We start from the raw sequence: 16142 nt of genomic DNA, 5'->3' as shown, positions 1-16142 counted from the left end.
GTATAATGGTTAAGATTTTTATATAATATATAAATCTATAATTTAACTTTTGTATTGAAATCTATGGCTTTATTAATAATCCCATAGAGGTAACCTGATATATTCTTTTCTTTCCCATATACTCCTGTTTACTATTCTCAAGATTAGTAAGTGTGGCGCGTGTCTTTTCCTTTTGTGCTTCTCCCTCTATATGAGTAAACTCAATACAATCTCCTACTTTGACTGAAACAGTTTGGCTCTCAGCAGATTGTTGTCTACTTCCTATAATTTCTTTATTGTACAAAATATTACCGGATGAATTCTGGACTTTAATGCTTGCATACGTATTAGTAAAATAAGAATGGGGGATACCCGCTTCTAATTTAATCTGCATTTTTTCTGTTGCTTTGTTATATTCTATTTTCGCGATTTCTCGATCATTATATCCCTTTAATGACCAAGCGAATTGATTTCCATCTAAAACCGTTGTTTCTGGCATTTTCTCTACTTTCTTTAAGCCTTCTTTTGTCACTTGATACCTCGCTGTCTTTCCAATGGTTTCATTTTTGTTATTTTCAAGGTTAGTTAAAGTTGCTCGCGTTTTTTCCTTTGTTGCTTCTCCTTCTATATGGGTAAATTCAATGTAATCCCCTACCTTGACGGGCACAGTTTGGCTTTCAGCATTTTGTTGTTTATTTCCCACGATTTCCTTATTGTACAGAACGTTGCCAGAAGAATTTTGAACCTTAATACTCGCATATGTACTAGCAAAATAGGAATGTGGTACACCTAATTCTAGTTTTACCTTCATCTCTTCTACTGTTTTATCATAATCTACTTTTGCAATTTCTCTATCACTATATCCTTTTAATGACCACGCAAACTTGTTTCCTTCTAAAATTGTTGCTTCTGGCATTTTTTCTACTTTCTTCAGGCCTTCCTTTGTAACTTCGTATATAGCTTTTTTTCCAAAGCTCTCTTGCTTACTATTATCTACATTTGTAAGAGTAGCTCTATGTACACCTTCTAGATGTCTTAACTCTATATAATCGCCTACTTTGACTGGAACTTTTTGCGATTCAGCATTTTGCTGTTTGTTTCCATAAATCTCTTTGTTATAGACCACTTTACCTGATGTGTTTTGCACTTTAATACTTGCATATGTACTATCAAAGTAGTTATGTGGTACACCTGCTTTTAGATCTATTTGCATTTCTTCTGTTGATTTATTTAAATTTACTTTCGCAAATTCAAAATCTCCAATCCCTTTCAACGACCATGCAAATTCATTACCTTCAAAAATGTTTGGAGATTCATTTTTGATTTGTACCTTTTTCTCAACAGTTTGATCAAATATATCCGTTAATACAATTTTTGCATAAGCACTTGTTGGTAATGATATAGATTGACTGATTCCATTTTGATAAGATTTAATATCATCAATTACGCTAATAGGTTGGCCCGTCATATTTTCATTGTTATAAATTTCAATTTTCCCCTTAAATTGCGGTGTACTATTTTCTTTTAGTTTCCAAGATACATTTAATTTTTCATTTTCATAATATATAAATTGGATATCATAATCTAGTTTTCCTATTTCAGGTTGAGTAGGTTGATTTAGCGTGAATATTTTTCCTGCCCCAATAGTAGACTGCGTATTACCTCCTGCTTTGACCCATACATATTCTGAAGTAGCTCCTCCATCATATTGATAAGTATTATCATGCGTTCCAGAAATACTTTGATTATTCCAAGAACTCCATTGTTTATCAACTAATTTTCGGCTATAACCATTTTTCAGGCGCGCTTCTCGAACATTCTGTCCACTATCAGCCCAGTCTTCTTGAAACATTCCTAACCCATGATTAAATGCAACATTAGCAACCGGAAAGTCCATAATTGCAATTTGATGCCATTTATTCTTTGTTACATCTTTCATCCATTGTCCAAATTTAGTATGACCATTTTCTTGCCATGAACGCATTGTCATTGTGTACCAATTGTAGTCTTTCCAACCATAAGTTGTTTGAACCTTCATTCCTGTTCCTTCTCCTCCAAAGGGTCCAGCTTGCGAATTCGGAGATAAGTATTCGGCCTTTATTGCTTCTTTAGAGGAAATTGGATCCCATAAGGCAAAATGTAAAGTACGTTTTCCATTTTCATCGAACCCACTTTGTTGTTGAAAACCAGCATATCCTCCAGCTTCACCACCTGCATTCCAGTTGTGTACAGCCCAGTACGTATAAGGTGGTGTCTGAACTGGTGACCAGTCTATACTAATAATATCTGAGGCAGGTATATTTTTGGGACTCACATAAACTGCTGGAGCAGCTGAATGTGTTGCAGCTTTAGTGTGCAAAATAGACGTTCCAAACATAGAAAACATGCTACATGCTGCGGTCATTATAATAACTTTATTAAATCTTTTCTTCGTTTTCTGACTAATCACTAATCTACATCCTTTTCTAATTTTTATTATTGAATACTAACGTAGTAGAGAAATCTATCAAAATTCAAACAACATCCAGTAATTCTTTAAAATACTGGATGTTGTTCTATCTTTACATCTGATTCTTACATATTAATTGATTGTAATTGCTTTCCATAACGATAGTGCAAATATCCAATTCGGGTCACCATTTCCTTGATGATTTTGAACAGCTTCATACACTGTCCCTTGATGTTCTACTTTATCGCCCTTTGTATATGCCTTCTTTGGATCCCATTTTTCATAAGATACATTTTGATCTTTGGTTTTTACAAGAAGAATTTCACTTTGGATTGATGTATTTCCAGCTGCATTTACAGCCTTCACTGCATATTTATATTCCTTATTAACTGTTAAGTTTTGATCAGTAAACGTCGTTCCTTGTACCGTTTGAATCAATTGTCCATCGCGTAATACCTGATATTCTTTTACACCTACATTATCTGTAGAAGGATTCCATTTTAGCTCTACACTGTTAGAAGTAAGGTTGCTTGCATATAATCCTTGTGGCTGTGTTGGAGCTTCTGTGTCCGGTTTCGGATTAACAATTTGATTTACTTTCTTCAGACCTTCCTTTGTAACTTCGTACATGGCTTTTTTTCCAAAGCTCTCTTGTTTACTATTATCTACATTTGTGAGAGTAGCTCTATGCACACCTTCTAAATGTGTCAGCTCAATATAATCTCCTACTTTGACTGAAACTTTTTGTGATTCAGCATTTTGTTGTTTGTTCCCATAAATGTCTTTATTGTACATTACTTTACCTGATGCATTTTGTACTTTAATACTCGCATATGTTTCATTAAAATAATGATGTGGTACGCCTGCTTTTAAATCAATTTGCATTTCTTCTGTTGATTTATTGAAATTGATTTTTGCAAACTCGAAATCACTAATTCCTTTTAGTGACCATGCAAACTGGTTTCCTTCTAAAATATTATTTACATTAGGCATATCTGGTTTAATTGGATTAGAATCTGTACCCTTCCAAATCTCTGCTGTTAAAATCGGATATCCTAATGCAGCTACTTTTTGAATTGTATCGTTATTTGGACGTAATCCCCACTTCTCAAAGAAAGGAATCAAATTTTGTTTGGCTACTTTTGATGCTGAAATCATAAATAGTTGTTTTTTATTTTCATCAGTTTGTGGAAGTTCACTTGAAGGCATGTCTCTATACAATTGATGTAATTTAGGATAGAAATCCTCTCCATACGCTAACTGTAGTTGCCAAAGCATAACAAGCTTTACAAAAACATCGCTAATTTCATCATAATTTTTATTCACTTGTTCTAGATATTGAAATGCTTTTGGATAAATTCCGCTTTTCTCTAAGTTGGATGGTTGATTAAATGCTTTTTCTACAGAAAGGCTGTATATATTATTTTGTACTTCTGTCATATTATAAAACTTCCAGGGCGATTGTTGTCTCAAATGTCCTGCCTCATGCCAAGGGCCCCAGCCATCTGTTATAAATTTATTAATATCTAACACGTATTGGATTGCATCTCCTACATATGCTGTTCGATAAGAAGTTGCATACATATAATAATCAGGAGAATGATTTTCTTCTACGTAATGAACATAATGTTTATCTACTTGTTCTTCAGATAATCCAGCTACTTTGTCTTGAATTCGAGTAGCTTCATCCATCTTTTTTAAGAGTTGTACAGGATCTGTATTAGAACCCAACAAATATTTCTTAACACGTGCAGGGCTGGCCGTAATTAATACACGTTCGCCTTTTAACTCCACTGCATGTGCATTAGGATATTGGTCCAGCATGTTTATTAAATCTTGTTTCGTATGCTTTCCTAGTTCAAAGAAAGGCGTAGTCGTTCCACCTGTTGTAATTGTTGTTCGAATGCTACCTCCTTGCTGTTTATTATAAAAATAAATCAGCCCCCCATTTGGAGATTGGATTGTGTTTACACCAGGTTTTAATGTAAATGATTTTATCTTAGAATCTTCTCTCCAAGAAGCATCATACGAATACGTTCCAATATATACCTGAATATCTTGATTACCTTCTACATTAATCGTTATTTGTTCATTTGGCTTTGCATATAAACCAGTTGGTTCATATGGACTAAATGCCATACTTTTTCTTTCCTGTTGTTTCAGTACCTCAACATCCCCTTTTCCTGGGACCGTAAATGTTCTATTTTCTGATTTAACTGACTTTTCATTTTGCAGTGATGTCGATAAATTTTTTTGCTGCTCCTTTTGCTCCGCAAAGACATCTGATGAAGAAATCATTCCAGTCGCAAGCATAGTTACTGTAGCAGTGGCCGCAAGTATTTTTCTAGTTTTATGTTTTGAATTATTCCCCATATAATCTCCCTCATTTTTCCTTAGTACTCTTAAGTTTTTTTGTTTTCTTCTCCATGTTTTTACAATCTAAGCTATTCATACTATTTAAGTTGTGTCTATTACTCTATATTTTTTCATAAATATCTCCTTTTCTTTATGTATTATTGTATATAAATGTTATTTGATGACACATTAAATAACAAATTTACGATAAACTCATCGATAACAGCCTATTATGTTTTGATTCTGTATTCTAAACTTCCATCCAATTAGAGAAATATATCCAATTGGGGAAATAAGTAAATAAATTACAACATTTAAAGGTTGGGATCTCACGAAAAATTCATAAAACTTATTTACTTTAAAGGTTTAAACAATTGTGACCACATTTGTTTGAACCTCCACATTTTTTTCTAAGCTATTCTCTAAAAATCTTATTTTTCGTTGTAAATAAACCTGATTGGTACTCTTTATGCAAAAGAAAAGATGGAATCTTTAATTCAACTCCACCTTTTTTCGAAATAAAAAGCATCTAATTCTATTTGAATTAGATGCTTACATTTAGTCCTTAAGCCTAATATTCTAAACTATTTACGCGTTTGTAAATCTTTTTTTATTACATCCCAGATTGAATTATCTTGACGCATCGGTTTACCCTCTTCATCCCATTTTAATTTTCCTGTTCCCAATTCATAATTCATCCCTGTCCATGTGTCTTCACGGAATGCATAGAATGATTTATGCCATCCTTTTTGGTTAAAGATAGAAATAAGATCTTGCATGTATTGGGTAGCACCTGGAACAGTACGGTTAATTCCAAACTCCTCTGCGATAATTCGATTAGATGGTACATGATTTATCTTAGACCTAGGAAACTTTTACGTATAATTTACCTATAGTCCTAAAATTTCTACAATCTGACGAGCTTTATTATTATCAATATAATAATGCATCTCTAATCCTTTTCTTTCTGCACGGATTACAATTCCTTTTAACTTTGCTAAATGTTGTGAAACAGTGGATTGTGGAAGTTTTAATATTTCTGTTAACTGTGTAACATTGCACATTTTATAATGCATTAACTCACTTATAATTTTTAATCGAACCGGATGTGCCATTACCCTTATTACATCTACATCTTCTTCGCGTATTTTAGCTAGGTCATTATTAGATATTACTGCTAACATTTCGCATTCTCCTTTATTATTAATTTCTATTTTCCTATTATCCTTATAAGTAATACTTATAGATAATTACAATTTTTCCTGTTGAGAAAATATATTCTGCTCAATACAAAAAAGACACCTATTCCGAAAACAGTTTTTTACCGTTCCAATGAATTGGTGTCTTATAATTTTTTAACTAGACTCTTTTTATTCATATTATAATTTCTACATAACTTTGAATAATGCTTTCTAAGCAAAAACAATACTTCCACTCCTCGTTTCAAGAAAAATTTAATTGAAATATTTACTTTCTCATATTGCTAAACCTATAAGAACCCTCTACTCATCTCACCTTTTACATCATATATTATTTATTTCTCAACACAAAAACATGGAATAAAAATTCCAATAATGGTAATATAATGGTACCTTCAGTTGTTAACTGTCATCCCTTTTTTTAATCCCTGTCTTTAAAGACAGGGATTTTAAATTTCCTTAACTAAAACTGTCTATTAATTATAAACCTAAAACTTCAATAAGCTGCCACTATAGTAGAGAGAGGCTTTCATATTTATTCATTCCCCTTTCATGCAAACATGATATTTTCCGACTCACTTCAATCACATCACGTTTGCGTGAATTGTTAATGAGAAAACCATGAATAAAATATAATTGGGTCATCACAATTAATTTATTTTTCTGAATTTTATTGAAAAATAAATATAATACAATTAAACGAACTGGATACTTTGCTATAATGGTAATATATAACATTAGTAGACTTTTATAGGATGGGGGAATATATAATGATGGTTTCAGCTAAGGGGAATAATGAAATTACAGAGCTATTAAGCGATTGGTATGTTGAAATCCGCTCAAGGCGTATAGGTAATGCACATCAATTAAAAGAAATAATTGATTCTAAGATGCATAATATTGAAGAGGATCAAGATTTATTACTCTACTACTCACTACTAGATTTTAGATACCAATTTGTAATTGATAATTTAAGCGTTTCAAAAAGCAGTTTTGACAAAGTTGAAGCTTTTGATATGCCTACAGATAATTTCCTAGCTTATTATTATCACTTTTTCAAAGGAATTCATGCCTCTACTATTGGCGAATATCAAATTGCAAAGGAGAGTTATGAAAAAGCAGAAAAACTTTTAGACTGCATTCCTGATGAATTGGAAAAAGCGGAATTTTATTATAAAGTTGGAGCTTTCCATTATGACATATATCAAGGGCTATTATCTTATAAAAAAGTATCAGAGGCAAGAGAAATCTTTGCTCAACATGCTGGGTATGAGATCAATGTAGCATTCTGTGATAATCTTATAGGCTTAGCTTGTACTCATTTGAGAGAATGGGAACTCGCTGAAGAATATTTCACGAAAGCAATGGATATGTTCCAAAAAATAGACGAAGAACAATTTATTTTAATGGTGCGTCAAAATTTAGGGTTAATGTATGCTACTCAAAATCTTTCGCCATTAGCCATTAGATATCTTTCAGAAGTGAATCAAAAAATGCCTAACAATTATAAGGCTCTTTTTATTGAGGCAAGGGAACACATGAAGGAAGGAAATCACTCCGTTGCCAAAGATCTCATAGCAAAAGGATATTCCGTTTGTCAAGAGATTGAAAATATAGAGTATCTACACCATTTTAAAATATTAGATGCAATGAATGGAGGTTTTCCTGCCGAAGCACTTGAAATGACAGTGTTAAAAGGCGTATCATATTTTAAAGAGCAAGAACTTTTCGAATTCATTAAGGAATACGAAGAATATCTTGCTACTGCATTTTATAAAGAGAATAACCATATTAAAGCAAGTCATTATTTCTATTCATGTTCTCAAGCAGGAAAAAAAGTTATTGAGAAGGAGGCATTAAAATGAAAAAGACAATTCTCGGTTTAGTTGGTGTAATTACTATTTTTACTTTAATGTTTGGTGCCCAATCCCCTACAGAAACACATAAAGCTATTGATGTTATTCAATATGCTCATGGAAATCATGGTGGTTAAGATCTTAATTTAGCGAGGATAAAATCATACAATATGCTCGCGGCCATACTAGCCTAAATAAACAAAGGTCTTCACTTCATTGTGAGGGCTTTTATTTTTATTAATAATAAAAAAAGAATCCTTAGTAAAAGGATTCACTCCAGGAAAATATATAGAATGAGATACATCAATAAAAAGAATTGACTATATTATAATATGGAAATAAACGAAATATATTGAGAAACATAAAATAAGATTGAATATTCTTTCTTTTTAACATAAAATCAATATGAGTCAAGTGACAACATCTCTCTAACTCTTCTAAAAGAATCCTTTATGACATGGGGATTCTTTTGCTTTAGACAAATTATTCTTATTTTAACATTTGTAAAAAAACTTTTCTTACCCAACTACTCAACAAATATAAGTAAGGATTTAATTTTATGAATATTTTTATGATCTAAGTAACAGGTAATAGCCTTCAATATTTGTTGGATGTTATTATCAGAAAATAAATATTCTAAAAAATAAAAAGATGCTCTATCAATACTGTAAGAAGATTTGCTGCTAAACATGCATTTTTTCATTGTACCCTGATCTTTTTAACACTAAAGAATCAAGTATAGATTTATAGCCATGAATTCTTCTATTTGTACATATAATATTCTTTGTATCTTTCAAAATTCGTTTTTTTTGTTTGTGCTGATGTTGTGGGTGATTTTAATGATTTAGATACTGATACCTGCTTTGGTATTTGTAATGTACCTCGTTTCTTAAGTTCTCTATACAAACTACTCACATTGCACCTCAGTTTTTTTGCAATAGTTGGATATTCCTCTCCTTGATTAAATAATTGTACTGCTTTTTTACATTTTGTGTCCCACTTTTCTTCTGTCGTTTGAAATTTTTGAGTTCTTTTTTTAACTCTATGTTTTTCTAATTTAATACTCTCTCTTTCTATTTTACATCGCTTGGCAGAATACTGTTCTGCGTCTGCCTTACGCCCGGAATGCTCCTCCTGTAAACGTATCATTTGTACTTTTTTCGCAATTTCTCTCAAGTTAAAGTCACCTCATTTCGTTTGATAAATTCAACCAGTACTTGATCACCCTATTATCTGTATCCCCAATCATCGTTTATAAACAAGCTATAAATACTCAAATTCCCCTTATAATAGTTTTTAATCTAATATTTACGGAAAATTATAATCAATTCTATCTTTACACAATTGGAAACTATAGTAAATTGATAATGTTGACACAGAATATTCTAAACTTTAATTCAAACTATACAAATCAGTAAACTAAACATTTCCTTTGCTTAAAAAGTCAAAAATATCGTTTTCGCTTAGCAAAACACAGCATCCCCTATTCAGAGTCATACACAACAAAATACTTTATCTATTGTAGCTAGGGCACAATAAAAAAGAGTGCAGAAATGTGCATTCTTTTTTATTAACTCTTGTATCAATTTTTCACCACAGTCAGCTCCCCATTATTAGAAGGACTACACTCTAAGCTTATGAATTTATCATTCTGCAGTACATCAGCTTTTGCAGCTATATTTAACAACACTCTTTCTATCACCCTATTTCGAGTTAGAATTATAGACCTAATACTCCGACAATCTGACATGCCTTGAAATTCACAATATGATAATACATCTCTAATCCCCTTCTTTCTGAGCGAAGAATTTTCCCGCGCATTTTAGATAAATGCTGAGATACGGTAGATTGAGGCACATCTAGTAGCTCTGTTAACTGTGTTACATTACAAATTTTGTGGCGTTCTAGCTCCTTCACAATTTGTAATCTAACTGGATGGGCCATAATTTTTAATAGTTCTATATCCGCCTCTGGAATTTTGTACATTTCATTACTTACTTGCATTGTTGTCATTTTTTATTTCTCCTTTTTTAATTTCTTTATATTTTTTATCTATTTATAGGTATTTTTGTTTATTCGAGCATATTGTTCATAATCGCTGTATTGTTTATTCTTTTGTCTCTCTCAGATTTAATATATAGAAGTATTATGATAGCTAAAAATCCAACAAAAGATAGCATAGGTATCGAGATGAAACCGAATAAATTTAAGTAATCTTTTGTGCAAGAAACTCCTACTGAACAAATCTGCATCTCACTATTAGGAAACGCTTGAATTGTAATTTGATATACAGATAACATTAAACCGATACACGCAAATGGAAATGCATACGTGCTTACGTGCGAATCTTTTCTATATATCCCTACCCCCAATATTAATACTAATGGATACATGGCCATTCTTTGGTACCAGCACAAATCACATGGCGGCAGCTTCATCCATTCACTAAAAAACAAACTAATTAACATTGCACTAGTAGCTATCGTCCAAGCAATTACAATGTGATACTTTTGAATGATCAACATCTTATTTTCGCCTCACCTATTTTTTAAAATACAAAACATTTGCTAGTATATGACTAGTTTATTTCCGTGTTTCGAGTACCCTGTTTCAATAGAAAGTATCCAATCATTGATATCTTCTCAGTCGTATCCCCTCTCTTTTAATTCTAGAGGGAAAAGATTTTCAAAATCACCACGCATTTCGTACATGGTTTCTAATGCTTTTTCTAGCGAACCAAATCTATATACCATGTGTGTATGTACTTTTTTGTTTTTCTTTTCTCCTACAACTAAATATACATACCGTCTTTCTTTCGCTAAAACAAACTTTAAAAATCCAGGTACTTGACTCACCTTTCACACTCCTTTTCGGCTTTCCTTACCATACTTAAAAGAATACGAGTAAGGAAAACTATTTAGCTTTAATTACCAATTTAATAAATGTCCCGTTTTTTTGCTTTGAAAATACAAGAAAACGCTCATCATCACAATATTTATTACACCTGCTGCAGCACCAATTTTGGAGATAACATACACATATTCATTATTACTAAATGGCAATAGACTCGCGAAAATAAATAAAATTGAAATAATAAAGGATAAGAGCATATTTCTTTTGTTTTCATTCATTCAAAAAACCTCCATTTTGCACAAATATTTGTATTGCAATGAGTTAGGGTGTTAAGCTGCATCTTTACGGTTATAATGCTGGTTCTTTTCATCTACAAAGCCTTTAATGCTCCATACGCCAACCTTTGATTCTTTTGCTTCATTTTCTGCTTCTTTCATTTCAGATAGAATTGTAGTATTAGGTCTAGAAATATATGCTATAATCCCATAACCCGACTTGACCATTAATTCGTTGATGTGTATTCCATCGCAAAATACATAAGCCAATTTTCTACCGTATTTGTCTTCTTTTGGTCCCCGATCATAAACAAATGTTACACTTTTCTCTTCTAGTTGTTTCTTTAAAAAGGAAGATGGTTCTTTTCCCATCTTTTGTGGTGGAATTTTTTGAGATACAGACTCAGGGGTATCTAATAACAGTAACCTTACCGTCTGTTTCTGCCCCTTTACGTTTACGTCTATTGTATCTCTGTCTTTTATATGTAATACCTTCCCTTTAACGGTCTCTAAGTCTTTTAATTTCCCCTTATAATCCACTGGAATATCAACAATACCTTTCCCTTCTACGTGCTGTTGTATCCGTTTTATACTGCTTGGGCAGGTCTCGAATCATTTTTTATTTGCGCGGAACTGCTGCATGCTGACATTTAAATTACGAATGATGTTATACAAATAGCTTTAATCCATATTTTCATATCAAAATTTCTTCCTCCTACTTAAAATACGTAAATAGCTACGTCTAATAAACAAACGGACTATTCATAGTATTTACTTCTCAATAATTACAACATAGGCAAAACTGTATCGATTTTGGATGATCCTTATAAAGTGCTCTAAATGAGCGTTTCTTACAATTCGGACATATTGACACTATGTTTTTTTTCATTCTCTTCCTGACTTTTCAATTTTTCAAAAGAAACATTAGTAGATGCTATATTACTGGTACACAATATACATCCCCCTTTTGAGTCTTGAAATCTTAAAAACAAATAAAAAAGGACACACCTATCGCATATGTATGCGTAGGTGTGTCCTTTTGCAAGATAGTTTTAGAAGTATATTGTTACTTTCATCATATCATATTTCTTGTTAATTTTATATATGAAATTTAAGATTTTACGATATTATTTCTTTTTCTCATTTATAAACATAATGCTTTGTTTTTGTATAACATAGCTTAATTTTGCATCAGGTTTTTCTCCATTATTCCTATTTTCAAAACTTGAGATTGTATTAGTCATATTCTTTTCTAATAACCTTTTTAATTTCGTGCTAGTTATTTTCTTTTTCAACATGATGTTATTTTTCTTTTATTTTGGGTAAACAAATATTACGGGTAGAAAAACGAAAAACTTCTCTTATTCTAAAATAATTCCCTCGACACAAAGATACTGTCTCGTACAAGCATTCAACTTAACAAATATTTTTTAGAAAGGTTAGAAAAAATGGATATTTTATTAGCGATTTTACCAGCCTTATTTTGGGGAAGTATTGTACTCTTCAACGTTAAACTAGGAGGCGGTCCTTACAGTCAAATACTTGGGACTACCCTTGGCGCTTTAGTTTTTTCTATCGGTGTTTATATTTTTATAAAACCCGTTTTGACGCCTGTGGTGATAATTATCGGGATTATATCTGGCCTATTTTGGGCATTAGGACAAGCCAATCAATTGAAAAGTATTGATTTAATTGGAGTTTCTAAAACAATGCCTATTTCAACAGGGATGCAATTAGTTTCAACTACTTTATTTGGGGTCATTGTATTTCATGAATGGTCAACAACAACATCTGTTGTATTAGGTGTTCTGGCGCTTCTTTGTATCATAATCGGAATCGTTCTCACATCTCTCCAAAGCAAAGAGGAGAAAAACGATGAACAAACAGGAAATTTTAAAAAAGGGATTGTGATGTTATTAATTTCAACTCTTGGTTACTTAGTATATGTGGTAATTATCCGCCTATTCGGTATAGACGGATGGTCAGCGTTATTACCACAAGCCATTGGTATGGTGTTAGGTGGAATTCTACTAACCTTTAAGCATCAACCATTTAATAAATATGCGATTCGCAATATTATTCCTGGTTTAATTTGGGCAGCAGGAAATATGTTTTTATTTATTTCCCAGCCGCGTGTAGGGGTGGCAACAAGCTTTTCCCTTTCCCAAATGGGGATCGTGATCTCAACTTTAGGTGGAATTTTTATATTAGGTGAAAAGAAAACAAAACAACAATTTATTGCGATTGTCATTGGAATTATCTTCATTATTGCAGCTGGCATTATGTTAGGAATTGCTAAAGGATAAAAAGGAGGAAAAAATTATGTATACAGATTTAAAAGGGAAAGTTGTTGTTATTACGGGTGCATCCACAGGATTAGGAAGAGCGATGGCAATTCGTTTTGGAGAAGAACAAGCCAAAGTTGTAATTAATTATTATTCAAACGAATCAGAAGCAAATGAGGTAGTACAAGTAGTTAAACAAGCAGGTGGAGAAGCGATTGCGGTAAAAGGAGATGTAACAGTTGAATCAGATGTTATCAATCTCGTTAAATCTGCTGTGAAAGAATTTGGTACACTGGATGTCATGATTAATAATGCGGGTATTGAAAATTCAGTACCTTCATATGAAATGCCATTAAGTGATTGGAATAAGGTAATTGCTACGAATTTAACAGGGGCTTTCTTAGGGAGCCGGGAAGCAATTAAATATTTTGTTGAGCATGATATTAAAGGTAGTGTTATTAATATGTCAAGCGTTCACGAGCAAATTCCATGGCCATTATTTGTACACTATGCAGCAAGTAAAGGTGGCGTTAAGCTAATGACAGAAACATTAGCACTAGAATATGCACCAAAAGGAATCCGTGTAAATAATATTGGGCCTGGTGCTATGAATACGCCGATTAATGCTGAAAAATTTGCGGATCCAGAAAAACGTGCCGATGTTGAAAGTATGGTTCCTATGGGATATATCGGAGAACCGAAAGAAATTGCAGCGGTAGCAGCATGGCTTGCTTCTTCACAAGCGAGCTATGTAACAGGTATTACACTGTTTGCTGATGGTGGTATGTCGCTATATCCATCTTTCCAAGCTGGACGTGGTTAATTGATATATAACTAAATTAGTTACTTTCAATATGTTTAAATGCGGCAGTTAGCTTTTTTATTGAATAACTTTTTAATTATTCGTGACATCACATACATTTTGTGAAAAATACACTTTTCTTTCTGTAGAATTATAGGAAAGGATAATGTTATTTTAGGTTTACAATTTCGCTTTAGTTAAATGCTGATGGGTAAAGAAACTCTATTAAATTTAATATTATAATCAAAACAAAGGTATCCTTTATTATAAGGTATTCCTTTGTTCTGATTATATAGTTATCTATTTTCAATTTCCAAGTAGCCCATTTATATAGTATATTTATAGGTTACCTAGGATAAATTATAATATTATTTGAAATTAGTTTTCCTATAGGCTGTGTATGAGCGGCCTCTTTGTATAATTGAACTATAATATCTGTAGTTTCTTTTTCGCGAACATTACCTATTTTTAGTTGTTTTATTGGAATTTTCGAAGAAAAACTTCCAACAGTTGTATCATGTGCTACAGACTCTAGGTCTCTATCTGATAAAGCCGTATCATAATACATGTTACTACAATTTCCTTCTGCCTCTAATTGTATGCCTACGGTTTTATTATTGGGCTTATATTCAGTTTGATCAGTATTTACCCTAGCTTTACAATTGTTACCTGCAGCTGTAATTTTATACCATCCCCCCGATGCAGCTTCAGCATTTCCTGATGTAATGAAAATACAACCAAACATAAAACTCAATCCCATTAAAACTTTCATATATTAGATGCCCTATTTAGTCATCCTTGGATCCCACTTTTACTAATAACCTTAACAAGTGGTTATTTGCATAATTAGACTACTGTATCCAAAATAAAAAAACACTATTCTTCCTTTATATTTCTACAGAGAGAAAGGCGTTTTTCTGGCAGATATTTCTCTAAACTTTTGAGAGAGATGTTAATGCAAGATTGTTATTCCCTATGTTCCTCTATCACCTTATAGTAATCAATTTTTTCTTCAATAAACATTATACTACTCGGAGTATACCGAGTGTATTTTTGTAAATAATAAGATTGTTAAATGTTAAATCGAGGAGGGTTTGTATGCAAGATCGTAAAAAATCTATAAAAAGTCCTGGTTCTGTTATGAAACCAGATTTTGCTGAAACAGATGCACAAAAAGTGAAACAAGAAATTCAAAATGATGTAAGAGCAGGACAAGGAGCAATGACTTCCCGAGAGGCAGGGGCAATGCGAGATTAAGAAAACACTCCTTATTGGTTTTTTCTTCTCTAGAACTTTAACCAGTAAGGAGTTATTCCCGAACTATTTTAGCTTTTTACGTTTTTCCTTTAGAAACATAATGTGTTTCGCTTGTAAATCATAGGTTAATCTTACATCGAATTTCTCTCCATTAAATCTATTTTTTTAAACTAAGATTATTTTCTTTCAGATAATGTATTGCATCTTTGTTCACCGATCTTAAATCTATACCTTGTTTCTCTGCTGCAAATGAACATCCACAATAACACTGACGGAAAACATCATATTCATTACACATTTCAATTGAACGTTGATATCCATTACTTTTTTTGAAATCACTTGGTAAATAACGCGAATCATAATTTTTTTGCACACCGATTCCAAGTTCATTTATTAATTGACTATTTTTATTTTTAGAAAGAGTAATGGCACTCCCAAAGTAATCAAAACCTTTTTCTTGTGCTACCTCAGCTGAACGATCCAATCTCATATCAAAACAAGCTGAACAACGAAGCCCGCCTTCTGGCTCTTCTGCCAAACCTTCTTCTTTTACCATTTTAAAAAATACATTTGAACGGTAGTCATCCTCAAGAAATCCTACTGTGTGCCCAGTACGATCATTGAACTTTTCTACAAAGATCTTTTGTTCATTAGAGCGTCGCATGTACTCACTTTTCGGATGGATATTCGAATTCGAGAAAAAAATCGTAATATCTGCATGTTCTGCAAGAAATTCCAATGAAGCAGTACTACAAGGAGCACAGCATGAATGAAGTAACACCTTTGGTCTTTCGTTCCTTGCTTCCCAATCATTAAGCATTTTTCTTAATAC

The 16142-nt window shown here is 32.4% G+C and carries 14 protein-coding genes and 3 pseudogenes; 5 read left to right on the top strand and 12 right to left on the bottom strand.

Annotated elements, in window-relative coordinates:
• Nucleotides 1–61 precede the first annotated feature (61 nt).
• From GBN78_RS23230 to GBN78_RS23215, 4 genes and pseudogenes are all read right to left on the bottom strand, one after another.
• Complete coding sequence (locus GBN78_RS23230) at nucleotides 62–2428, bottom strand: putative mucin/carbohydrate-binding domain-containing protein (RefSeq protein WP_152127748.1); 2367 nt, start codon at nucleotides 2426–2428, stop codon at nucleotides 62–64.
• A gap of 132 nt (nucleotides 2429–2560) precedes the next feature.
• Nucleotides 2561–4801 (bottom strand): M60 family metallopeptidase, encoded by a 2241-nt coding sequence (locus tag GBN78_RS23225; RefSeq protein ID WP_070183895.1) that lies wholly within the window; start codon nucleotides 4799–4801, stop codon nucleotides 2561–2563.
• A 566-nt stretch (nucleotides 4802–5367) separates the two neighbouring features.
• A pseudogene (locus GBN78_RS23220) lies at nucleotides 5368–5646 on the bottom strand (glycoside hydrolase family 5 protein); the annotation flags it as partial.
• Nucleotides 5647–5673: 27 nt separating this feature from the next.
• Nucleotides 5674–5967, bottom strand: coding sequence for an ArsR/SmtB family transcription factor (locus tag GBN78_RS23215; protein WP_000881643.1), 294 nt, complete (start codon nucleotides 5965–5967; stop codon nucleotides 5674–5676).
• Nucleotides 5968–6752: 785 nt separating this feature from the next.
• Between GBN78_RS23215 and GBN78_RS23205 the strand changes: the two genes are divergently transcribed.
• Entirely contained in the window at nucleotides 6753–7847 is a 1095-nt protein-coding gene (locus GBN78_RS23205; protein ID WP_044585319.1) for a response regulator aspartate phosphatase, read from the top strand.
• Nucleotides 7844–7975 (top strand): hypothetical protein, encoded by a 132-nt coding sequence (locus GBN78_RS23200; RefSeq protein WP_000751016.1) that lies wholly within the window; start codon nucleotides 7844–7846, stop codon nucleotides 7973–7975. Before GBN78_RS23205 ends, GBN78_RS23200 begins: the two co-directional genes overlap by 4 nt.
• Nucleotides 7976–8600: 625 nt before the next feature.
• Here GBN78_RS23200 and GBN78_RS23195 read toward each other — a convergent pair.
• The 6 genes and pseudogenes from GBN78_RS23195 to GBN78_RS23170 all read right to left on the bottom strand — a co-directional run bounded on the left by GBN78_RS23195 (nucleotide 8601) and on the right by GBN78_RS23170 (nucleotide 11616).
• Nucleotides 8601–9014 carry a hypothetical protein gene (locus tag GBN78_RS23195; protein WP_001206764.1) on the bottom strand — a complete coding sequence of 138 codons (414 nt, stop codon included), beginning with the start codon at nucleotides 9012–9014 and terminating at the stop codon, nucleotides 8601–8603.
• Nucleotides 9015–9557: 543 nt separating this feature from the next.
• Nucleotides 9558–9851: an ArsR/SmtB family transcription factor gene (locus GBN78_RS23190; RefSeq protein ID WP_000210392.1), complete on the bottom strand. Its 294-nt coding sequence runs from the start codon at nucleotides 9849–9851 to the stop codon at nucleotides 9558–9560.
• A gap of 59 nt (nucleotides 9852–9910) precedes the next feature.
• Nucleotides 9911–10363 (bottom strand): disulfide oxidoreductase, encoded by a 453-nt coding sequence (locus GBN78_RS23185; RefSeq protein WP_000905546.1) that lies wholly within the window; start codon nucleotides 10361–10363, stop codon nucleotides 9911–9913.
• Between the two features lie 42 nt (nucleotides 10364–10405).
• Nucleotides 10406–10693, bottom strand: a pseudogene (locus GBN78_RS23180) (hypothetical protein).
• Nucleotides 10694–10765: 72 nt separating this feature from the next.
• Entirely contained in the window at nucleotides 10766–10969 is a 204-nt protein-coding gene (locus GBN78_RS23175; protein ID WP_001004894.1) for a hypothetical protein, read from the bottom strand.
• Nucleotides 10970–11020: 51 nt separating this feature from the next.
• Nucleotides 11021–11616 (bottom strand): annotated as a pseudogene (locus tag GBN78_RS23170) (thermonuclease family protein).
• Nucleotides 11617–12414: 798 nt separating this feature from the next.
• Between GBN78_RS23170 and GBN78_RS23160 the strand changes: the two are divergent.
• Entirely contained in the window at nucleotides 12415–13272 is an 858-nt protein-coding gene (locus GBN78_RS23160) for a RhaT/GlcU family sugar-proton symporter (protein WP_152127747.1), read from the top strand.
• A 16-nt stretch (nucleotides 13273–13288) separates the two neighbouring features.
• On the top strand, nucleotides 13289–14074 hold the full coding sequence (gene gdh, locus GBN78_RS23155) for a glucose 1-dehydrogenase (protein WP_000287799.1): 786 nt from the start codon (nucleotides 13289–13291) through the stop codon (nucleotides 14072–14074).
• A 325-nt stretch (nucleotides 14075–14399) separates the two neighbouring features.
• On the opposite strand, the gene GBN78_RS23150 is transcribed toward gdh, so the two are convergent.
• Complete coding sequence (locus GBN78_RS23150) at nucleotides 14400–14825, bottom strand: hypothetical protein (RefSeq protein ID WP_152127746.1); 426 nt, start codon at nucleotides 14823–14825, stop codon at nucleotides 14400–14402.
• A 326-nt stretch (nucleotides 14826–15151) separates the two neighbouring features.
• On the opposite strand from GBN78_RS23150, the gene GBN78_RS30390 reads away from it, so the two are divergent.
• On the top strand, nucleotides 15152–15310 hold the full coding sequence (locus GBN78_RS30390; protein ID WP_001154000.1) for a hypothetical protein: 159 nt from the start codon (nucleotides 15152–15154) through the stop codon (nucleotides 15308–15310).
• Between the two features lie 157 nt (nucleotides 15311–15467).
• Here GBN78_RS30390 and GBN78_RS23140 read toward each other — a convergent pair.
• A partial coding sequence (locus GBN78_RS23140) for an epoxyqueuosine reductase QueH (protein ID WP_152127745.1) occupies nucleotides 15468–16142 on the bottom strand: 675 nt, incomplete at its 5' end.

Origin of the sequence: Bacillus sp. B2-WWTP-C-10-Post-4, assembly GCF_009183805.1 — a bacterium.
Classification (GTDB): Bacteria; Bacillota; Bacilli; order Bacillales; family Bacillaceae_G; genus Bacillus_A; species Bacillus_A cereus.
Note: the sequence above shows the minus strand (reverse complement) of the source record. Positions and strands in the feature narration are given on the sequence as shown.